The organism is Rahnella sp. R3(2024), assembly GCF_042920125.1.
GTDB lineage: Bacteria > Pseudomonadota > Gammaproteobacteria > Enterobacterales > Enterobacteriaceae > Rahnella > Rahnella rivi.
Map to the genome: position 1 here is coordinate 563,868 of NZ_JBHGBU010000002.1, position 21,504 is coordinate 585,371.

General features: G+C 48.4%; 13 protein-coding genes. 4 read left to right on the top strand and 9 right to left on the bottom strand.

Annotated elements, in window-relative coordinates; all coding sequences use genetic code 11:
* Positions 1 to 305: 305 nt before the first annotated feature.
* The 4 genes from ABSH60_RS23045 to ABSH60_RS23060 form a co-directional block, all read right to left on the bottom strand.
* Positions 306 to 3,014, bottom strand: coding sequence for an SNF2-related protein (locus ABSH60_RS23045; RefSeq protein ID WP_390976391.1), 2,709 nt, complete (start codon positions 3,012 to 3,014; stop codon positions 306 to 308).
* On the bottom strand, positions 3,004 to 10,503 hold the full coding sequence (locus tag ABSH60_RS23050; protein ID WP_390976393.1) for a sacsin N-terminal ATP-binding-like domain-containing protein: 7,500 nt from the start codon (positions 10,501 to 10,503) through the stop codon (positions 3,004 to 3,006). Before ABSH60_RS23050 ends, ABSH60_RS23045 begins: the two co-directional genes overlap by 11 nt.
* A gap of 496 nt (positions 10,504 to 10,999) precedes the next feature.
* Positions 11,000 to 11,707 (bottom strand): SMP-30/gluconolactonase/LRE family protein, encoded by a 708-nt coding sequence (locus tag ABSH60_RS23055; protein ID WP_390976395.1) that lies wholly within the window; start codon positions 11,705 to 11,707, stop codon positions 11,000 to 11,002.
* Between the two features lie 136 nt (positions 11,708 to 11,843).
* Entirely contained in the window at positions 11,844 to 12,710 is an 867-nt protein-coding gene (locus ABSH60_RS23060; protein ID WP_390976396.1) for an SDR family NAD(P)-dependent oxidoreductase, read from the bottom strand.
* 142 nt (positions 12,711 to 12,852) lie between these two features.
* On the opposite strand from ABSH60_RS23060, the gene ABSH60_RS23065 reads away from it, so the two are divergent.
* Entirely contained in the window at positions 12,853 to 13,746 is an 894-nt protein-coding gene (locus ABSH60_RS23065; protein ID WP_390976398.1) for a LysR substrate-binding domain-containing protein, read from the top strand.
* A 153-nt stretch (positions 13,747 to 13,899) separates the two neighbouring features.
* Complete coding sequence (locus tag ABSH60_RS23070; RefSeq protein WP_390976400.1) at positions 13,900 to 14,424, top strand: ClbS/DfsB family four-helix bundle protein; 525 nt, start codon at positions 13,900 to 13,902, stop codon at positions 14,422 to 14,424.
* A gap of 33 nt (positions 14,425 to 14,457) precedes the next feature.
* Here the strand turns inward: ABSH60_RS23070 and ABSH60_RS23075 are convergent, their stop codons facing one another.
* Positions 14,458 to 14,916, bottom strand: a complete 459-nt coding sequence (locus tag ABSH60_RS23075; protein WP_390976402.1) for a GNAT family N-acetyltransferase — start codon at positions 14,914 to 14,916, stop codon at positions 14,458 to 14,460.
* Positions 14,917 to 15,022: 106 nt separating this feature from the next.
* Here ABSH60_RS23075 and ABSH60_RS23080 point away from each other — a divergent pair, with 106 nt between their 5' ends.
* Both ABSH60_RS23080 and ABSH60_RS23085 read left to right on the top strand, forming a co-directional pair.
* Positions 15,023 to 16,498 carry an aminotransferase class I/II-fold pyridoxal phosphate-dependent enzyme gene (locus ABSH60_RS23080; protein ID WP_390976404.1) on the top strand — a complete coding sequence of 492 codons (1,476 nt, stop codon included), beginning with the start codon at positions 15,023 to 15,025 and terminating at the stop codon, positions 16,496 to 16,498.
* A gap of 368 nt (positions 16,499 to 16,866) precedes the next feature.
* Positions 16,867 to 17,616, top strand: a complete 750-nt coding sequence (locus tag ABSH60_RS23085; RefSeq protein ID WP_122096642.1) for a LuxR family transcriptional regulator — start codon at positions 16,867 to 16,869, stop codon at positions 17,614 to 17,616.
* On the opposite strand, the gene ABSH60_RS23090 is transcribed toward ABSH60_RS23085, so the two are convergent.
* The 4 genes from ABSH60_RS23090 to ABSH60_RS23105 all read right to left on the bottom strand — a co-directional run bounded on the left by ABSH60_RS23090 (position 17,588) and on the right by ABSH60_RS23105 (position 21,456).
* The gene (locus ABSH60_RS23090; protein WP_122096641.1) at positions 17,588 to 18,208 is read right to left on the bottom strand and encodes an acyl-homoserine-lactone synthase; all 621 of its coding nucleotides are present in this window, start codon (positions 18,206 to 18,208) and stop codon (positions 17,588 to 17,590) included. The genes ABSH60_RS23085 and ABSH60_RS23090 overlap by 29 nt on opposite strands.
* Before the next feature lie 438 nt (positions 18,209 to 18,646).
* A complete protein-coding gene (gene uraH, locus ABSH60_RS23095; protein WP_122096639.1) occupies positions 18,647 to 19,057 on the bottom strand; it encodes a hydroxyisourate hydrolase in 411 nt (136 codons plus the stop codon).
* A gap of 291 nt (positions 19,058 to 19,348) precedes the next feature.
* Positions 19,349 to 20,749, bottom strand: a complete 1,401-nt coding sequence (locus ABSH60_RS23100) for a M24 family metallopeptidase (protein WP_390976406.1) — start codon at positions 20,747 to 20,749, stop codon at positions 19,349 to 19,351.
* 53 nt (positions 20,750 to 20,802) lie between these two features.
* Positions 20,803 to 21,456: a helix-turn-helix domain-containing protein gene (locus tag ABSH60_RS23105; RefSeq protein WP_136375853.1), complete on the bottom strand. Its 654-nt coding sequence runs from the start codon at positions 21,454 to 21,456 to the stop codon at positions 20,803 to 20,805.
* Between the last annotated feature and the right edge of the window lie 48 nt (positions 21,457 to 21,504).

Below are 21,504 nucleotides of genomic sequence, written 5' to 3' on the forward strand. Positions count from 1 at the left end.
ATAACCTCCAAAATTTAGTAACAGGTTGTTATATGCCATCTCAGGATCATTCCAGGAAACACGTTTTAGAGCGGGAAAGTCAACATGACGCCTTGACCTGCCCCCCGATCACTAATTAAGCTAACACCCAACTAAGCGGCGCGAAGCATCCACTGCCTTTTCTTTATGCTTTTTCTGAGTCCGGCCGCTTGAGCACTGAACTCATGTGTTCATATGATTGTGCAATGAGCGTTGTAGTATTAACCAGAACATCGCGTCCTGTATCTTCACCTAGCTTGATCCGAGTTTACAGACAACGCGCTCGGTTAGCCTGAGTGATCAGAGTTTGTCTCATTGTCTTCATAAGGCAAAAAAGTCGCTATCAACGAGTAAGTGATATGCTCATAGGGCAGACTCATCATTGGTAACCTTTCTTCAAGCTCTTTTTCTACCCCGGCAAGGCACGACGTGTGATCAAAGAGATATTCTGTATCCCAGAACACATCTCTGACATTTCTGGGAATATTTTCGTAAAGACTGGAAAGTTCAAGCATGAGTTCTTCATTGATAAGCAGTTTGAATTCTGGGCCTGCACTCAAACCAACAATAGTAAATGACTGATTGCCGTTATCACCGGTAACTTGATCTCGCAGCAAATATACGAATAGCGGAGCCTCTATACCTTTTGCAATAGCCGCTGTGGCATCAAATTGCTCTGCCTGGTTTATGGCTTTATCGAAAATGGGATGGCCCACTCCAAGGATTTCGATTTTTTTATCCTTCACTGAACGGTCAAATGAGAGAGAATCGTACCGGCGCCTTATGCCAAACTGATTACTCCAGATTTTAGGCGTTTTAAAGCTCATTAGACCCTCGTCACTCATCTCAAGACGATGTCCGTTCAGCTTAAGCATATTGTCAAAGAAGCCCTGCATATTGATAAGATCCAGTTTGGGGACCTCGTCGAGATTCTGGTATTCAAACTTTTCTGCATGACCAATCAGATTTTTAACCACACTCACGGCAGACTGTCCGCCAAACGTTCCCGTTCTGGAGTCGAACCATTTTTTTAAGCTTTCAGGATCCTCAGCAAATCCCTCTGAGAAAAGCGCATTGAAAAAGCCTTTATCCGTCATACCAAGAATGAGCTGCAACAGGTCTTCCGGTTCTTCCATGGCAGCGCCTAAAGAGCGCATAACGTTTTCAATTTTTGTATTTAACAAATCCCAGATCCTTGACTCTACGGTGTCCGGGTTGCGTAAAGCGATGACTTCTACCTGCTGGCGTTGGCCATAGCGATTAAGTCGTCCAACACGTTGGTGCAGGCGCATGGGATTCCATGGAAGGTCAACATGAATCATGGAATAGCAATTATCCTGCAGGTCGATCCCTTCCCCACCGGCTTCGGTACAAATAATAAATCTGATGCTTCCCTCTTTAAATTTCCCCGCAGCATCATAGCGGTTCATCGTCCAACTGAAGCGCTCTCCAGATTCATTAAAAATGCCCTCCAGTCGCCCTTCTCCATTGATAAAACCGACTGAACCAAAGCCGTAGCGTTGATGTAAAGTATTGGCGATAAGTGCCTGGGTAGCCTTATATTCCGTGAAGAAGACAACCGTTCGGTTCTTGAATTCATTTTCAAGCACATCGATTAGCGTTTGGATCTTTGTTTCCTGTTGAACCTCTGAGGCCAGGAGCTGCAGCTCTTCAAGCATTGGCAGCTCATTCTCCATGAGTGCCACCTGTACCGACACACTGGCGTACTCTTCTTCCAGTTCGACGTAATGGTCATCCAGTTCGGGAGCTTCAAGCTCTTCAGCAAGAAGCAATAACGCCTGCCCAATGTCCTGTAACCGAAGCTTACTGTCTCCTAGTCGACGAATACGGCCGCTGATTGCCGCGTAAATTGCGGCAACCGAGCTGGCAGCAAGTTTTTGCATCGCGATCAGCACAAGTTGAACGGCGCGCTGATCGACTTTCGTCAGAGAGGATGCGTAAGCCTGGCCGGTTAGAATAAAGTTGGTTAATTTGTCATAAAAAGCTTGTTCGACGGCAGCGAACATATACGGTCTGGAACCGACCTGGACGGGTTTAAACAGCTTATTCCCTTCCATGTCAGTGACTTGCTGCTTGTTATTTCTGATGACGACTTGTTTAACGCCCTGAAGCTGAGCGTCAGCCGCTTTATTAGGTTCAAACAGATCGGGCCGCAGCAGGTGTAGCAATGCGAAAAAGCCGTAGTCTTTGCCGCGATGGGGCGTGGCGGTAAAAAACAGCCGTGACTCAAATTTATTATGCTCTATTAAGTTCTGGATAAAACGATAGCCCAGTGTTGCACCCGTATCTTCCTGATTGTTGAGATGATGGGCTTCATCCACGATCAACAGATCCCAGTTTTCGGCATTGAGCATTCGATCATGCCGGCCATGGCTGTCTTTGCGCAATGTGGGCAATGATGCCACGACCAGATCGTGTGTATTCCAGTAATCAGAACGCTCCGTATCGATATCCGGAGAATATAGCGTCAGCCTGATATCAAACATCAGACGGAGTCGTTCCTGCCATTGCGATACCAGCGAAGCCGGTGTTAACACCAGCAAACGCCGCACTCGCTTTTTCGCAATCAGCGGCCATAAGATTAAACCGGCTTCAATGGTCTTTCCCAGGCCAACATCATCTGCAATTAATTTCTGAACCGGCCATTTCCGCAGAACGTTGTGGCATACCCATAGCTGATGCGGCAGCAGGTTGATACGTGACGTCGAAAAGACTCCCCAGCTATCATTGATCGAGCGAATGGCCAGTGCCTGACAGCGGGCAATGACTTCACGGAGGTTATCAAACTGGCCCTCGGCGATGGCATCAATGGAACTTTTAACGAGTTCAAGCTCGTTAACCGGGCGTTCCTGAAAACCGCTTTCAAACCGGACCAGCGCAGTTCCATTTCGGACCAGTTGCACCTCGCCAATCCCAAAGCGAGGATGTCTGACCTGGCTGCCTGCACTTAAGATAATTTCGTCATCACTCATCATTTTTCTCGTTCCAGCTGCCAATTTTCAGAATATCTGCAAGGCACTCTCGATTTTCACTTCTGGCAAGGACGCGTAACGGAATATCAAAAGCACCGTTAAACGTGGCCTTTTCTTCACCCATGTGTTGACAGAGAAAAGCGTGAATTACCTTTGAATGTTCCGCAGAGGCTGAATCCAGCTGTAATCCCCCTTCCGGTAGCCGATGACTTAGCAAATCACGGACCCCAGCAGAGGCCATATAGCAATGGGGTGCGAGTGAGTGATCTTCATAAACATTATGGCGGCACAGCTCACGTAAGATAAAATTCACTCCGATGCCAAGCGTTGATTTCAACTCGGGTGGCGCAAAATTGCTACCGGACAACATTGCACTCTGTCCTGGCCGGATAAGGTCGTTAATGTTCGGCAACCCCGATTCTGCAGACCAAAAGAGATCAATATAATCCGTCATGTTACTGGAGAAACGATACAGCGGCAGTATCTGCAGCCATACCCGGTATGCCTCACCGGTGATGGACTTAGCCAGATAGCGATCCATAACCTCAAACCACTCATCCGCATTATCCGTACGGACGAAAACATCCCACCATTTTTGCTGGCTGAAGTATTTCAGCGCATCACGATGTTGATACTCCCGTGTACGTCCCAAAGTCTGGCAGGAGCCCAAAAACAGCAGCTGGAGCCATGCCTTGTTGAAACGTTCAGGGTTGTCATCCTCTTTAATCGCTAACCAGTCAAACTGGCCATCCGGATAAAGCTGGCTTTCATACTCTGTGCGTTCTGGAGCCTCTTTCTCCCACCAATCATAAATATGCTCCAGTGCATCAGTTAAGCCCAGTGATGATCGGCCCTCTTTAATGAGCTGCTCATTTATTCGTTTGTTACGTTCATTGTCCGTCACCATACGAACGTTACGGAAGATATCTATATCTTTTTTCTTCCAGCCCCATTTATCCAAATGCTGAACATCGATAGTAAACAGCCAGTGAGGAGCGCGTGTTGCCTTGAAGCCATCGGCGAGCGCCTCACCGTACAACCCATTTACAAGATACCGGCACAGCGCTTTTTGTTTGCGGGGATCAGATTCAACCTCCGGTAACTGCGCCCACTTATCCAGTGTTTTTGCATCGTATGGCCGGGTAGCACGCCGGCATCTCTCGATAAATCGAATATCATTGTCACTATACTGAGACGACAAAATGAAAGATTGTGGAGCAAAATCAATGACTAAATTTTCATCCCCAGCGGGATTTTGTACCTGCCGCAATAGCGCTTCTTTAACCGGTCGGTGGGCATGGTTTTCCATCAATAAGGTCACTTTCGCCAATCGTTCTTTGAATCGTTCAACCTGTTCCTGAGTCGCCTTCTCTTTGTTTAGCAGGTTATCAAAGGTTTCATCAAAAATTGGCTGAAGCTGCGCGGCTTTAGACGGTGACAGGTAGCTGTGATCCAGCTCTTCGTCCAGTAATGTCTCCAGTTCCAGTGCAGGAACTGGCAGGCCTAAATCGAAAAGGGAACGCCCTACCGTATAGCTTACCAATTGCTCATTCTTGAAGTAGCGCTGTAAGGCTGAAAGCCCTGAAACCTGTGAAGAGATATTACTCAGTAATTCGCTTGCCCGGTGGGTTACTGTCGTCATCGAGATAAGAGGAGCTGATGCATCGCTCATATCGGTGGGCAGCGCTTTATGCGAGTGATAGAACGACAAGATCCCTCCAGCCTCAGCGCTGAACATTTGCAGAATCAAATCAGCATAAGAATCAACATCGCCGTCACTCCCCGCCTGGCTTTTTACGCCGGGAATGCTCTCCTGCAGCACCTGCCACAGGTTTCCCCAAAACGTGACGAAGTCAGTCTCATCATCCAGTTCCCACTCCGATTTAATCGCCCGCCAGTTTTGCTGGCTGCGCTGGAATAACTGTGCCAGGAAAACCGCAAGCTTACCGCCAAGAAGAGTGAAGAGTCGCCGGTTATGAGCCGAAGTGATCGCCAACTGATTTCGGCCAATATCCACATCGAAATTCGCATTGATCGCAAAGCCGAGTTTGATCTCTCCCAGAAGCGGCGCGAGATTCCAGAGACGCGGTATGCTGTAATTATTTCCTAATGGAATGGGGCCCTTCGCTCCCCGGCGGAAAACAAAGCTCCCCGCCTCTGTTTTCAGGGCTGCAATAGCCATATCACTCTTACGCTTTGAGGATGAAACCCGCACTGATCCAAAACTCAAGCCTTCAATGAGTTCGCTGGATTTTGGCTTCCAGTGATACGACTCGCCGTTGAGTTGAATAGTATGAATCTGTCTGGCAAAGACCGGCAGTAGTGCGACGTGTCGGTTGAAAGCCTGCAGCACGATATCAGGAGTAAACTTTTCCTGCAGTGGTAACGACACCAACGTCGGTTTGTAGACTCCCTCAAGGCGCTCCTCCCGTACCAACCTGAACAAGGCATCATGATCCTCGCTGACTTTGGGTAAAATCCCGCCCTCAATCTGAACAGCCAGACGCCCTGAAACGATATGCGGCTTGTCGGTAACAAGCAGGCAGCTTTTAAAGCCCAGACCAAATTTACCGGTGGTTTTCTCATCTTTATTCGACCGATTCCGGGCAATCATTTTCTCCAGATCGGTTTTAAATCTGAACTCTGTACCATCAATCGCGCTGCCCGCAGCCCGGAACTGGTTAACTTCTCGTCCCCAGTTAAAAAATTGCAGTTCACCGTGACCAGATCGCACTCTGAACACGCTGCGGTCATTGATTTCATCCGCTCCAACACCCAATTTTGCCAGTTCGATGACCGCATCATCCGCATTCTGGAATAATTCGAAGGGAATACTCTGCGGATGGTACTGTGCCTGGGTAATTTTATGGCGCACAGCCTCCAGAATTGCTATCTGCAGGTCGTTACGACGCTCAATTTCAGAGCTAATTTTCTCAAGCGCCCGAGCACGTTCAACTTCATTGAAGCGCCCTTTTTCCGGATCGCGTGCCCGGTAATATCCTTCTATCAGCGTTGCCAGTGGCGCATCGTTCAGACGAAGCTCTTCTAACTGATACACGATACTGTCGAGCATGGTTATTTTGGCTGTCAAAATATCCAACTGCTCGGCACCTGTGAATTTACCCCAGATATGGTCTAGTGGGAGTCGCTGACCGTAGACTTTTTCTAACAGCAGCTCGGCACTCTGCTTGAGAATTTCAAGCAGACGCGCCTCCCCCATTTCCATTACCGGCAGCTTACGTAGCATGAGTCCTATTTTTGTCGAACTTGCGAAGCGGTGCCTTTCCCAGATGAACAACGTCCGGGCGTCGGATTCCAGTTCAATTTCGATCGGGGTGTTCATGATCGAGTGAACCGTTGCCCTGTCACCTTCAAACTGGGTCAGAGAAAACGTCATAGAGGAGACAGCCTGCCGAAGCGATTTCCCCGGAAAGAGCACAGGATTATCCGGAGTAGAAGTCAGTACCTTCCAGTTTTCCCCCATTTTGCCAATAAGATCATCGGGAGTATGTTGCCCAAGATAGGGGAGACTCACATGTTCGACGCCCGGAGTGCCGGACATCAACAGCATATTGGCCGCGACCGCTAACCCATTAGTGACCTGACTGTGCCATTGAGAGAAATAGGATTCCAGAATACCGGCCGTGCCCAAAAAGGCCTTACTATCAGCCAGGCCGATGGACGATTCCATCGCTGAAGACTCTTGTACACTCTCCGGCAGCGCTGATTTGATGATTTGCCAGTCCTGCTCATGGAGCAGCGTTTTCCCTGCTGCACCGATAACGCCGTAACAGAGCTGCGTGGCGTTCACGTAGCTGTTCGCCTGGGTGCGCAATGTTAATGTTGGCAACAGATTACGCACCCTGGGAGTGGCGCATATGGCGGTCAGCAGGGCTCTCCGAAGTTGCGCAACCTCCTCTGCCGGGATGCCCAGAGAGACCAGACGCTCATGCGCCTGCACCAGTTGGTCAGCATCAACCTGGTTTCCTGTTAGCACTCCCGCGCTAGCTGGCGGAATAACGCCTTCGCTGGAAAAGTTAAAACACTCAATGAGTAGTTTCCAGCCTCTGAGAGAGCTAAAGACGTCAGCATAATTCGCCGCTTGTTTCAGCACTTCCGCTGTCGGTTGGCACTGGCCAATCTGATAACCCGGCGTGATTGCCGCTATTTTCAGTGCAGCGGCAGCGATCTCATCCGCGCTGTTTAGCAAAAGTGGCGTAATCAGGGCAAGATCATGTGTACTGGCAGTATCTATCTGTCCGGCGAAGAAAATCTGGTTGCTCTCTTTGCTCAGCAAATAACACGCTCGCCAGTTTTCAGGTTGCCCGGCAATGACATAAGCAGGTGCTATTGGGTGGCCATTGGCCAGTAGCCAGGGCTTTGTTTTGAGTTCGTCCAGCCCTGGCAATCTACCGGACTGGTTTAGTTGTTCAATAATAAAGTGATTGTATTGTGATGGCATCTGCTGGCCGAGAGCGAGGGCAATCGCCTTATCCGCGTCAATCCCCTGCAAAAAGTTGTCCTGCTGTTTCTGAACCTCTCGCGACAAGGCGCGTTCAATCCAGATGACCGATTGTGCCAGCGTTTCCGGAAGCGGATAGTCACTGTAAAGCGCACACTGGTCTGTAATGGCTACAAATTCACCGCTGACCGTTTTGTGAAGAGGAAGCTTTCGCCAGATGGAGTCATCTTCAATGTAACGCAGAATCTCCTCCGCATATTCCTGCGTATGCACCAGCGAAGAAAAATCTACGGCCAGGATATCCTCGCCAAGTGCCTCCAGTACATTGTGGGCATCCATCTCTTTAAGATTGATACGTTCTCTTTCTTGGTAGCTAAACCTAAGGGCGCGAGAAAGAGCAGAAGGAATGATATGCCAGTCCTCATTACTGGCCAGCGTCGCTTTATGCAGCAAGGACCAGACTGGATTTTCATGGACAACGGACCAGAGCTCACATGACGGATCGATATCCAGCTTGCTGGCATGAAGTAAATACCGCACAGCAAGCTGTTCTTCGGCGCTTATCGCGTGGTCAATCTGGAGCTTCGAGACCAGTTGAGCGCGCCGTTCTGCAACTGCCAGCGTCGGTCTGTTTTCAAGTAAATGCAGCACGGCCCGCGTGTCACACAAGGTGACTTTGCCGCTAAACAACTTGTCGTTTACGTCTTTATTGATGAAGACAACCTGACGATCCGCTAAGGCACCTTCGAGAAACTCACCAAGCTGATAGTTTCCAACCTCACCGCGTCGGAATAAGCGGCGCTGCTGGAAAAGTTCCTGGAGCGTCCGTCGGGACTCCAGAAATGCCCTGGATTGCCCCGGACGATAAACCCTGAATAGCTTTATCGTATCGCGTTTTTTAAGTATTTCATCTCTGTCGAATGGTGTCAGCGCAGAGAGAAATTCAAGCGAAGCTTTCTCTTTTCGCTCATCCTGAATGGTGCTTTGGGCAATCGCGACTAGGCATTTTTCTGCATCATCAACATTCAGCGTACCTGTGCCAGGCTCTCCCTCGGGAACAATACAAGCAGGTATGATCAATCGACCTGTCTCACTCAGCGGAAGGGTGTCCCACAAGAGCTGCTCATCCCTTTCAATTCCAAATACCCAGCGATAAGTACCCGGAATGAAACAGAGGAACCGCCAGACCGCCGATTTGTTTGCGGATAACGCCGGTAATCTAATTTCACTCATAAAGCTTTTAGCCAGGCGTATTAAGGCATTCAGGCAACGTTCATTATTCTTCAGAAACGGCTCCGGAAGACTCTCCAGGAAGTCGTTAAGATAGCCAAGTTGGATCTGAGACTCAAACACGCGCGGGGAGACTGATTTCAGAAGCGTGCTAACCTCTTCACTCGTCCAGTAAGAATTCTGCGGTGCCAGGATATTGGGTTTACGCAGTTCAAACAGTGCATAATTTTCAGCCAGCGTTTTCAGCCCAGGTAAAGTATCCCATACGCGATCATAGTCATTAGAGGCCGGAGTCGGGAGTGGTCGTGTTTGTTGCTGCCCCGCAATGAGTGACCAACGGCTTCGTTCCCCTGGCAACATTTGGAAAACCCACTGATTTTTTGCGGTGGCGTGATTCTGGTAACGACCCCTTTCACTACTAAAATATCTTTGTAATCCCTCGCTCAGCGCCATCGTCTGTTCAGACGTCAAAGATAACCGAGCAGCCCCCTGGCTGACCGAGGCCAAAATCAGCGGCAACGTTCCCTCGTTGGCCAACAGGCGGTTCCATTCATGAGTGACGTACTCTTCAGAACTGGGCTCAAGGGAAACATTCTCACCAATACTCTTTTGACCGTGAATCCCAACGCGTCCGGCATCGATAAAGAAGTAACCATGGAGGAATAGCTCAAAGCAGGTATTGCCGGCGATGTGGGTCACAAACGTTTGTTTCGATTGAAAGACATCTTGATCCCCCAGTGGCAGGAATACCGCCCAGCGAACGGTAAGCGTCGATTGCTCATTCTCAGCTTTTCTGGCAATCAGCACCGCCGCCGCATGAGGCTTTGTTTTGTCCTCAATTTTCTGTTCTGCACCCGCAGAATTTCGCCCGTAGCTGATCGGCCAAAATTGATGGGCTTTCAGTTGTATGAAAGGCTCTGACCCCAGCATCGTCTCAACACCAACATAGTTAAGATGAGGTAGCATTTCGCCCTGCCCGGACTGAAGGGAGATCTTCCCCTGCCAGTTTTGAGCCTGTCCTGTATCCGGGAAGGTACATCTGCCAGAACCATCCTGCAGCCGCACGGCAAAAAGCGGTGTTGCACGCGCCCCTGTAACAGTGTATCCGGAGACAGATTTGAGTGTTTTCAACATGGGCAATAAGTGGCCCAGCTGCACAGGAAGGTGGGGAGCGGTAATAAATGAAGGTATCGTGCGCTTAAAATCAGGGCTATTGATGATGTAATTGTATTTTTCACCTCGTTCAGCGGCAATGAACTCCGAACGTAGTGGGATCCAGACAATAAACCTATAGGGCTTAGAGGCAAATTCGGAATCCAGTAAATCTATTGTACTTTGCAGTAGACGTTTATCGTTTTCGCTGAAATGCTCCCAGTTTGGTCGTTGATCGCTCCAGGGGTTTAGCACATCCGCTTTAGCGTCCTGTCCTTTTTCCTGCCAGTCGCTACCGATATAGAAATAGACCTCACCCAGATGAAAAAGGCTTTTCATTCCAAGGCCAAACTTGCCAACTGCATGCTGATTACCGGCTTTGCTACCCAATCCTATTGAGCGAATACCCTTAGCATCCGCATCGCTCAGCCTGGCATCATTGACAAAGAAGATTGCCGGGTCACGTAATAAAGGGTGCTCAGCACCTCCAAGCCCCTCGTGCCAGCCAAGTAGTAACGACTCCGCTCTGGCATCGTCCGCATTCTGAACGATCTCTTTCAGTACGGGAAAACCGCTTTTATAACGGTCTCGTAAGTTATCGGCGATGAGCTGAATATCACTAAGAGGGTCTCGAATAAAGCCTGACATGGGATAGTCCTTTAATACGTGGTTTTGTGCGATAGGCCAGAACCACCAAGATAAGAATATTCTCAGTTAATTTTACTCTGAAGACAACAGGTCGTATCAGCTCATTCGTAGTCATTTAAATCGGGCTGAACTGTGTAACACAACCCTGAACAGACATGTTAGTTCATGAGGGTGATTTTTAAACATGTCATTTTTGAGGGTAATTTTATAGGGAAAACATCTAGTTAATCGCCGCACTACTCATGAACCAAGTTCACTCTCAACATAAGTTAACTAACTGGCGTGTTTAATCATTTCAGGCTTGGAGATTCGAATTCCCCACTTTCGTTCCCTGCTACGGCGATTCATTTTTGATTAGGCGTTGGCGTCGCTACGTGAAATCTGACGGTCTGGCGGCGTGTCATTTTACTCAAAGCGTTGAGAACGGACAGGCGTGAAAAGCCCGAACGGTGTCGGGATCGTTTTCTTCTCGATGATTGCAGTCTGCAAAACACACTCACCGTTCCAGTGCTCGCCTGTAGTCGATTCTCAGTAAAGCCCCTGAATAAGGCATCGTTTCTAAAAGCGCTTCCGACAGTCCAAGTCGTGCTGAGGTGACATACAGATAACGATCATCATCTGCAAAGGAACAACTTGTCGGTCGCTGAACCGGAAGATGAATCCATCGCTCGATTTCTCCTTGCGGAGATATCCGCGCGATGGCAGCCCCGTCAAAGAGGACACTCAGGAGAAATCCATGCTGATCAACGATAAGTCCGTCAGGCTTACCCTTTTTTGGATGAATGCTGATAACTTCCCTTCTGTTACTGACCTCGCCTGAGCCGGGGTCGTTATCATATCCGTAAATGACGCCACGCCGGGAATCCGTCACGTAGAGTGTTTTACCGTCGTGGCTCCAGGTAATTCCATTGATAAGCGTGAAACCAGAATCGACGGTGTGCCACTTACCGTCTGGATCGAGACGATACAAATAGCCTGAACCGTCTTTCAGTTCTTCATCTATCAGCCCAACCCACAGGCGGCCTGATGAGTCCAGGCTCGCATCGTTGAGACGAAAGCCCTCCTGTGCGTGTGGCGCAGTGGCGATCCTTCGCCTCTTCCCTGCTCTGTCTATTAGCTCAACATGGCAACCCAGGCCAATAATCAACTCACCCGTATTTTTCTCCACGACAAAGCCCAGCGGAACGGGCATGGCATGTGCCACATTCCGGCCCTTGCGGGATCAAAAAAATTGAGAGAGCCCCCAAGAGTGTCAACCCATAAAAGCCGCGCTCTTGAGCGGCTCCAGAGGGGTGACTCGCCCAGTACGGCCTTGCCTGGAAATGCCACCGATACGCCATTCACTGTCGCGTTTCCACATGAGGTATCGCGATGGACTGCCATTTCTGCGCAACTTCCTGAGCGGTGGACGCTTTAACAGCGCGAAGATTTCTCGGATAGTCCACACCGGCGGCCTCCATCATTTTGGTTGCATGGAATTGCCCGTTCGCGGCGCGCAGGATCCATCCTCCTTCGGTGCATTCTGCTGAGGCAAGATAGGCCACTCCCGGTGCCACTTCCGAAGGGCGGAGTTCGTCAGGTTCTCCTTCAATTCCCCACATCCGCGTCTTGGCGACGGGTGATATGGCATTGACGATAATTCCATCATTTTTGCCTTCACTGGCAAGGACATGGGTAAGTCCTATTACGGCCATTCTGGCTGCCGCATAGGAGGCAAGACCCTGCTGAACATACTGCGGATAAAACGCCCGGCAAGATGTCGTCATGATGATACGGCCATAACCCGCAGTTTTCATCGCAGGCCATGCCGCCTGTGCAAGCCAGAGAGGTGCCTTAGCGGCAATGGCCATCATATGATCAAAAGAACGTTCCTCTATTGACTCGATATTCTCGTACGCCACCCAACCCGCGTTGTGGATCACCGCATCCAGCCGGCCTGCGACGTTAAGGGCGTCTGCACACAATTTATGGCAGCTCTCGCGTGAGGCCAGATCCCCTGAGATCGCGTGTACATTCAGCCCTTCCAGCCGAAGTGTCTCTGCCGCCGGTTTTGAAATATCAGGATTGGCCCCCTCCCCGTCAGAATTGGCACCGATATCCTGAATCAAAACCATTGCACCAAGCTGACCAATACACCGGGCATACGCGAATCCCAATCCGCGCCCCGCACCGGTGATAAGCACTACCCGACCTTTAAAATCCACCATGCACCCCTCGTCGTTTCCATTCAGTTATTGTGAAAACAACATAGAGTGATACCTTTGATATATAAAATACTCTTTAGGTGGCCTCTTAATACTTTAATTGTATCGTGAGAAGATTGGCTCAATCACAAGAAGGATGGCGGAGATGACGGCAGTAAGTCGGGCACGGATCACTTTACGCAGAATGGAGCAATTCATTGCTGTCGCGGAGGAGTTACATTTTCATCGGGCGGCAGAACGTCTGAACATGTCGCAGCCTCCGCTGACCAGTGCCATACAGAAGCTGGAAGAAGATCTCGGCGTCACTCTTATCGAGCGTGGCAATCGCGTACTTGGCCTGACGCCTGCGGGAGAAAAGTTTGTCAGTGAGGCACGCAAAACCCTCCGACAGGCTGAAAAAGCCATTGTTTCTACGCTGGATGTGGCTGAAGGTCGAACGGGTTTTTTACGCGTGGGTTATGTAGGAAGCGCACTTTACGGCCGGTTGCCCGATATTATTCGTGAATTCAGGGCAAGCCATCCGAAGGTACGGCTTGAGTTGCGAGAAGCCACAACCGCCGCACAGATTGCTGCGCTGCGCGACGGGACGTTAGACATCGGTGTATTGATCCCCCCTGTTGAAAAAGCTGATGACATCGAACAGGTAAATTTCGACACCGATCGTCTGTGTATGGCTATCCCAAAAGATCATCCTTTGAGTAAGCGCTCAGACCTTACGCTTGCCGGGCTTGCAGGTGAACCTTTCATTTTGTGGCCAATGCCTGAGGGGCGAAGCTTTCATTTGCAGGTTATCCGCCTGTGTGCTGAAGCAGGCTTTGTGCCGATCATTACTCAGGAAGCTCACGGGATGCATGCTGTGCTGTCACTGGTGTCTGTTGGAGGAGGCGTATCTGTCGTTCCTCAAAGTATGAGCGGCTTTCGCGGTGATCAGATTAGCTATCACCCCTTATCAGGCCCTGGAATTGAATTCGACCTCGTCATCGGCTATCGCCATCTGTCACCCTCGGCACGCGCCTTCGTTCTTTCTACCGTTGAGTAACGGCGGGGAAATCTCTGGACGTCAGTAGTCATTTTTCGCTATGGGGAAAGAAGACAAAGGGGGATTATTTCAGGCAGGAAGTGCATAATTTATTGATAGTGAAACATCATATAGCGTTTTTATCGTTTTCTTCTGAAGCGGGGGTAACTCAGTATGAATGTGCCGCAGACAAAATCCGAATTGCTTTTAGCCATTGATAAAAATTTCAATAAATTAATCAGCTATCTCAATGTCATTCCCCCTGAACTCACCTCCGATAATTCAATGGATGGACACAGCAAGGGCACTGAAATGAGTATTCATGATCTGGTTTCCTATCTGATCGGCTGGAATACTCTGGTTGTAAAGTGGATTACTTACGATGAAAAAGGATTGCCCGTTGATTTTCCTGAAACCGGTTTTAAGTGGAATGAACTTGGGCTTCTGGCGCAAAAATTTTACTCTGATTATCGCGAATTGAATTACAGGGCGTTAATGACTGAGCTCGAGTCAGTAAAAGATCACATAGTGAAACTTATTGATGAACGCACTGATGACGATTTATATGGTAAACCCTGGTACACAAAATGGACTATGGGGAGAATGATATCATTCAACACATCTTCACCCTATGCCAATGCTAATGCTAATGGCAGATTAAGGAAATGGGCGAAAAATAATAACATCAGCTTGAAATAAAAAACGCTGAGAACTTCTCCCCCCTTTTCTTGTTTAGAGAGGTAATCTGTACTCTATGACACCTGGTTTCTCTGCTACCCGGTCATAAAGTCGCTGCGCTGTGACGTTTTTTTGCTGTGTATGCCAGTAGAGTCTTGCACATTGTTTCTCGCTGGCCTTTTGTTTAACATATTCGATAAGATGTTTTCCTATGTTTTTGCCCCGGGTATTTTCGGCAACAAAAAGATCTTCCAAATAACAGAATTCATTTACAGACCATGTTGAACCATGAAAAACGTAGTGAACGAAGCCGAGAATTTCCTGCCCTTTCTTTGCCACTGCGCAATACATCTCTTCATCAGGATTTAAAAAACGCTTCCATGTTTCATTTGTGATGTCTTCAGACAACTGAACTTCATAAAACGCCTGATAGCTCAACCAGTACGGCAGCCACCGGGAGTAATCCATTTCTTCAACGGGTGCCACTACGGTTTTTAAACTTTCATCTTTCATATTAATGCCTTATCAGAACCTCACGAATTTGTGGATGAAAGAGTAACCCGCGTACTGGTATCATAAAAGGTACACTTTATTGATAGTTTATGGGTCCACTTTGGTCATGAAGAAAAATGCTGCCAGCTTCCCGAGTTTATTGCTCAAAAAAGGAAAAATTAAAGAGCAGTTTTATTTGGCTTTAAAAGAAATGATATTGAATGGTCAGCTTAAATCGGGAAGGAAAATCCCCTCCAGCAGAACACTTTCTGAGATGATGTCTATTTCAAGAAACTCGGTTTTATCTGGTGTAGAACGACTCGTTGATGAAGGTTATCTCATGACCAAAAGTGGGTCAGGGACTTATGTCACAAACACCATTCCAGATGAAGTGATTCAAATTAAATCCATCTCAGTGCATAAAAAGCCAGATAGTGAAAACAATGGAAATGATCTCAATCCTCATATGGATGTAATGAAAACAGTATGGGATATGACCCGCCCGCACTCCGGAAATAATATGCTATTTAATATCGGCGTGGGATGTGTAGATTTGTTTCCGTATGAACTTTGGGGAAGATTATTGGGAAGGATCTGGCGTCAGTTTCGCCATCAGGATTGGGATCTCAATGAAGCTTTGGGGTATAAACCATTGCGGTCGGCGATTTGTGAATATGTTCGCACTACGCGTGGCGTAAATTGTTCTGATAAACAAATCATAATTTTAAATGGGACCCAACAAGCGATCAATCTTGCCGCACAGGTTCTTTTGCAAAAAGGTGACGAAGTTTGGTTAGATGAACCAGGATATGATGGTGCTTTAGGCGCATTTACCTCCGTGGGTGCAACAGTTCGCCCCGTCGTCAGTGATAAGGATGGCATGGATATTTCCTACGGCATAAAACACTGGCCATCTGCAAAAATGATTTTCACTTCGCCCTCCCACCAATTTCCTCTTGGCGGCACACTGAGTTTATCCCGAAGAATGGCTCTGCTTGACTGGGCATCTGAAAATAAAATGTGGATTTTTGAAGATGATTATAACAGTGAATTCAGATATACCGGTCAGCCCATACAAGCTCTCCAGGGACTGGATAAACAACAGAGGGTAATATATGCGGGTTCATTCTCTAAAATGATGTTCCCGGGTTTTAATTTAGGATTTCTGGTTGTGCCGGAGAATTTAGTCGAGTCTTTTAAGATTGCTAAATATTATGCAGATACTCGGACGTCTTATTTAGAGCAAATCATACTTTCCAGCTTTATTTCTGAAGGACACTATGCACGGCACGTCAGGCGGGTGAGAAAAGCATGCTACGAACGCCAGCGGGTTATGATTGAAGCCATACAGTTACATTTACCCGAAATTATGTTCGCCAAACCTTCAGATTCAGGCATCCACGTTGTCTGTTGGTTATCGGAGGAATTTGATGAATCTTATGTGATTGATCAGTGCCGTAAAGTGGGTTTAGGGGCACAGCCTCTTTCGCGATATTGCCAGACACCCCCAACAAGCCAGGCCATTCTGCTGGGTTTTGCTGCGCACTCACCCGCAGAAATCGTTGACGGTATAAAAAAACTCGCTCAAATATTCACCTGTTAATACCCCTTCCTCTCTCCTTCATTGAAACAATGCGCTTACGGATATGCCCGCAGAGAGACAAATTTACTCGTCTTTTCGTCGGGTTACTTTGGCAAAAAAAAAAGCACCCAATGGGCGCTTTTGTATCAAAAAAATTTTATATTCTTAAAATTTAATTTATTATGTTTTTTTACAACGAGTGTTTCCCTGGTGTTGGCCGTCCATTGGCCTCCTCACACATTGTTCGGAGCAGTGTGTGAGGTTTCTTTTTCGTTGATGAAAGTATCATTCATAGTAATGGGCCGTAAGTTATACTTAAGTCCTGAAAAAACCTGTACTTAAGTATAGATGTCGGCATTAAGGGATAAGCAGCCCCTCAGGGAGTCAGTATGTTTAGTGCTTTTGAACAAAATCACACGATCACTGAAACATTGAAAGATTATATCGAGCGGAAACTGTCTCCGCTTGGCAGCCCCGACTACGCTTATACGGTCGTGAGGAAAAAAAACCCTGCGGAAGTCCTTATCATCTCAAGTTATCCTGATGAGTGGGTCAATCTCTATCGGGCTAACAACTTTCAGCTTACCGACCCGGTAATACTCACCGCATTCAAAAGAACCTCTCCCTTTGCGTGGGATGAAAATATCACGCTCATGTCTGACCTGAAATTTACAAAAATCTTCACCCTTTCAAGGCAGTACAACATTCTGAACGGCTATACCTTTGTGCTGCATGACCAGATGGGAAACCTGGCATTGCTGTCTATCATCATTGCCGACCACAGCCAGCAAGAGTTGGAAGAGCGACTTACTTCTGAACGTGGGAACCTGCAGATGCTTCTCATCGATATAAATGAACAGATGTATCGGCTTGTTGGCGGTTTATCAGCCCGCGGGCGTCAAATTACGGCAAGAAAGGAAAATAATATTTTCACCATCCGTGAAAATGAGGTGCTTTACTGGGCCAGTATGGGGAAGACCTATGCAGAGATTGCGACGATTATTGGCGTTTCAGTCAGCACGATAAAGTTTCATATGGGAAATGTCGTTACTAAGCTGGGTGTCAGTAACGCCCGCCAGGCAATCAGGCTGGGCGTTGAACTGGAGCTGATTATACCGGCAGCGTCAGCGGCCAGGTAAACACAGAGGCTGTTTGGCCGTTGAGTCCTCTGGCCATGATCCGCTGATCGTCCTCTCCGGCAGGAAGGTAGATCAGATAGATGCGTTCCCGTTCGCTAAGAAATGCCTCTTTAAGTGTCTGTATTTGCCAGCCTGAGCGCTTCAATATCGTCAACATGGCACGGCTTACGATGGTGTAAATACCGGTATGTCCGTTGTCCTGAGCCCAGTTTATCATGGCAAGGAAAAGTACCTGACTCACAGGATATCGTTCGCCGAGCAGCTCCCTCGCCCGCAATTTGTCGACAAAAAAACGGCTCGACTCAACGCCCGCAGAAGGAAGTGGAATCGAATCAAAACACGCACGAAACGTGTGAGTTATCATGTTTGGCTGGTCGAGAGGGGTAAAGCGCACGCTGCAAATGAGTTTCCCCTTATACAGCCCGAGAATATAGCGTGTTGAGTCATTATCGAACTCATCAAATTCCATATCTTGTTGGCAAACAACTTCCCATCCCAGACGATCACTGAAAGTTGTTTTTCTTAGCCGGTAAAGTTCATCTACTCTGGTCATTCTGAGCTCTTCATAGCTCACGTCAAACAGTTCAAGCATCCCATCACCCTGTTATTAAAGCGTTGTTTCCCGTAAACCGTACATCATTATCCTACAAAACCGGGTAACCGCCGACCCGAAAATGAACGGAATAACTGGAAGTCATTAAAATAATAAATATCTCATCAAACCTCGCTAACTGGGAAGTTATCGTTCCGATCCCGCCTTCGCAACAATACCTGCGCGTTTATTGATTTGACTCAAATCTGAGCAAAGCGTAATCCGCAGGCACATCTCGGGTGACGCCAGGCGCTATTTTGAAAAACGAAATGTGAGCAGGCGCTCCCACGCTGTCTGCTGCGGGATTCGGGCTGCAATCGGCAAACCGGGCGGGAGCTATTATACTCCGCAATAAAAAACCGTCCTCAGAGGACGGTTAAAGAATAGAAAATACACATTGTATTTTTAATGGGATAACTGATGGTTTAAAAACCGTTATTAATTTCCGCGATAGCTTGAGAAACCATAAGGGCTAATCAGCAAAGGAATATGATAATGCGGCACTGAACCATCCGCTTTAAAAATAATTGGGATCTCCGGGAAGAAGGTCGGCGTGTGGTGTTTTTCAAACCATTCTCCGGTTTTGAACGTCACGCGATAATTCCCTTTTTCGATCACTTTTTCATCCGGGTAAAGAGAAGGAATACGCCCCTGCTCATTGGTCACACCATTACTCAGATGCACCCATTTATCCCCTTCCTGCTTGTCGAGAGAGACGCTTACGCCGGCTGACGGCAGCCCGCTTTGTAAGTTTAAAACATGAACGCTGAGAGGGTTCGCTGCAACGGCAGATGTCATATAAAGAGCATTCAGAATAATACCGGCCAATAACAATTTACTTTTATACATGCGTTCATCCTTTTTGATTTTGAGGTTGTCTCTGACAATGGCTTAATTATCCGCGAGGGTGAATTATTAACACACCCGGCGTCTGAGTTTATTTAAACAGATGACGTGAGGACATCGGATCATATTGTTTGAATAACACGGAGTTTACCTGCCAGTGGCTAACAGCTTAATGTCAAATTGATGACAATTTTGTAATAATCATTCGGGAGAAGGGTTTTCTGGAATATCGGGGAGGATAACGAAAATAACAGCGGTATTATTCGCCAGCCACACGAGGCGCTGGCGATATGTTCAGGGCTGACGCACCAACGCCCTGCCTTTGTCCAGCAGGAACGGACGCAGATATCCCACCGTGTTAGAGAGAAGAATGACATCCTCTGACACGCTGATGTTCAGCATATCCCGCAGATAGGCTTTGCGGGTTTCCATGCGTTGCCAGACCTCCGGGAAGAGGCTTTGCAACTCATGTCTCAATGCCGCATCCGCCAGTGCGACCGTGTCTTCAATGCTGCATCCGCCGTAGCCGGGCAGCGAAGGAATGATGTCGATCTGAAATATCATGCCGCTCTCAAGTGCTATCGGCGAGTTGGCATAGACTGGCGAGCAGAGCCACTCTTCATCGGCCACCAGATGCCCCGGATTAAGATGCCAGTGCCACTGCGCCTTCGGCATGACGTTTTCGATGGTCTGATAAAGCTCACCGCCCGTCAGGCCGGGCCGGAGCGTTTCCAGCCAGGTGGTGACCGCACGATAATAAGGGATCGCCAGCGCCGGCAGATAGTCGGCCACGTCAGGCGCCAGTTCATTTTCTGCCGCCACAACATACGCTGAACGGCTGGTCAGGCCGCCCTTGAACCCAACGGTCAGCGAGAATTTGTCGCCGCGTTGGATCACTTTGTCTGTGGGATATAAACAGGCATTAGCGAAACGATCGCCGGTGGCGGCAATCATCACCACGTTGCCCGGTTGCCCGTCAGCAGCCAGTAACTGACCGATCTGTCTTTCTGTTTTACCCGGTGCAATGTTATCCAACGCGGCCAATATATTGGTGGATGCCAGATTGGCACCGAACTCATAAAAAGCGATTTCACTGGCCGTATTTAAACGACGCACGCCGTGCGCGGGCGAGATGAACAGCGCGGTCGCATTGACCACGTTTTCCCGCTCGCCTGCCGTATCAATGATCGCGTCAAGAATGAAAGCCGGTACGTCAAACTGATACTGCGTATCGTGAAGCGTGCTGGTGAACAACTTCCAGCCGACAACGCCAATCCGGCTTCCGCGCGTCAGCCCCGCATCGGCCAAAACCTCTGTCAGCGGTGCATCGTTATCCATCGGTTGATTCGGCAGCGAGAAGGCCGGAGCATGCAGGCATTTACCTTTGTTTCGCGCATGGGGCACCAGTTTGAGGTTCTCATTGCCCATTACATAGCTGAGCTGACCGTCAGCGGTCACAATCAGCAGCGCTTCTTCAAAACGGGGAATAAAGCCTGCAAGGTATTCAAAATTTCCGCCATGCTCTTTATCGGCGTAAATCACCAGCGCATCGAACTTGTGCTGATGCAAAGCCGTCACAATGTTCTTCAGACGCAGCGCCATGACCTCATCGCTGATAACGGGCGTGCTCACGTGGGGAAAGGTTTTCGGTGGCGGGACGGTGGTGAGTGCAAAACGTTGTTGGGACGGGTTCATTGTCATTCTCCATAAACGAGCGTGCAGGCGATTCCGCTTCCTCAACGCGGATTTTAGTAATTTTTAGGGAATGGGAGATTGATACGCAACAGTTTTCCTTTTTCCATTTCGATGAATCCGCCGAAACGCAGGTCAGCAAGCATTTTCATCACACCGCTTCGCGCCAGCCGGGTGCGCGTCAGGATGTATTGTTCAACACGAATCTCGTGGAAATCAGGACGTTCAGAAATCTCGGTCAATAGCCGGCAGATAATTTCATAACTGGAACTGTTGATCATCAGAAAGTCGCGATACGTCTGCTGGTCGTTCATATACGACTGATAAGTGATCATGTCTTCCATCAGATCATGCGCTTTGATGGCATCCAGCGCCGTCTGGTGTGATAACCAGGCAATCTTACTTTCCGGTTGCGGCGTGAAGGTGTGTGTCTGATAGCGGAATTCAGAACCTTGCAGCCCGATGATCGCCGGGGCATAAGAGGTGGCGACCAGAAGTTCATCACGATTACGCCAGATCTCAATGCTGCCTTCTAAAATCAGAATTACGATGAATTCTGAATGTTCATCAATGAGCTTTATCCCCTCGCGTCCACGGGTTGCCGCCAGAGGCCGGGACAGGCCCGAGAGAGAATTTATCAGTTTACTGATGGACTCTGCGGGCTTCACCGGCGCGGCGACAATAAGGTTTTCAGATTTTGGGCGTGTCATAGATTTGCTCTTAAACAGTGAAAATCAACCTGCCTCTTATTATAGCCG

Excerpts from the sequence above, each read along its gene's own strand:
- ABSH60_RS23105 (WP_136375853.1), bottom strand. The coding sequence starts at position 21,456 with ATGACACGCCCAAAATCTGAAAACCTTATTGTCGCCGCGCCGGTGAAG.
- ABSH60_RS23080 (WP_390976404.1), top strand. The coding sequence starts at position 15,023 with ATGAAGAAAAATGCTGCCAGCTTCCCGAGTTTATTGCTCAAAAAAGGA.
- ABSH60_RS23075 (WP_390976402.1), bottom strand. The coding sequence starts at position 14,916 with ATGAAAGATGAAAGTTTAAAAACCGTAGTGGCACCCGTTGAAGAAATG.
- ABSH60_RS23065 (WP_390976398.1), top strand. The coding sequence starts at position 12,853 with ATGACGGCAGTAAGTCGGGCACGGATCACTTTACGCAGAATGGAGCAA.
- ABSH60_RS23100 (WP_390976406.1), bottom strand. The coding sequence starts at position 20,749 with ATGAACCCGTCCCAACAACGTTTTGCACTCACCACCGTCCCGCCACCG.
- ABSH60_RS23090 (WP_122096641.1), bottom strand. The coding sequence starts at position 18,208 with ATGCTTGAACTGTTTGACGTGAGCTATGAAGAGCTCAGAATGACCAGA.
- ABSH60_RS23070 (WP_390976400.1), top strand. The coding sequence starts at position 13,900 with ATGAATGTGCCGCAGACAAAATCCGAATTGCTTTTAGCCATTGATAAA.
- ABSH60_RS23085 (WP_122096642.1), top strand. The coding sequence starts at position 16,867 with ATGTTTAGTGCTTTTGAACAAAATCACACGATCACTGAAACATTGAAA.
- uraH (WP_122096639.1), bottom strand. The coding sequence starts at position 19,057 with ATGTATAAAAGTAAATTGTTATTGGCCGGTATTATTCTGAATGCTCTT.
- ABSH60_RS23060 (WP_390976396.1), bottom strand. The coding sequence starts at position 12,710 with ATGGTGGATTTTAAAGGTCGGGTAGTGCTTATCACCGGTGCGGGGCGC.
- ABSH60_RS23050 (WP_390976393.1), bottom strand. The coding sequence starts at position 10,503 with ATGTCAGGCTTTATTCGAGACCCTCTTAGTGATATTCAGCTCATCGCC.
- ABSH60_RS23045 (WP_390976391.1), bottom strand. The coding sequence starts at position 3,014 with ATGATGAGTGATGACGAAATTATCTTAAGTGCAGGCAGCCAGGTCAGA.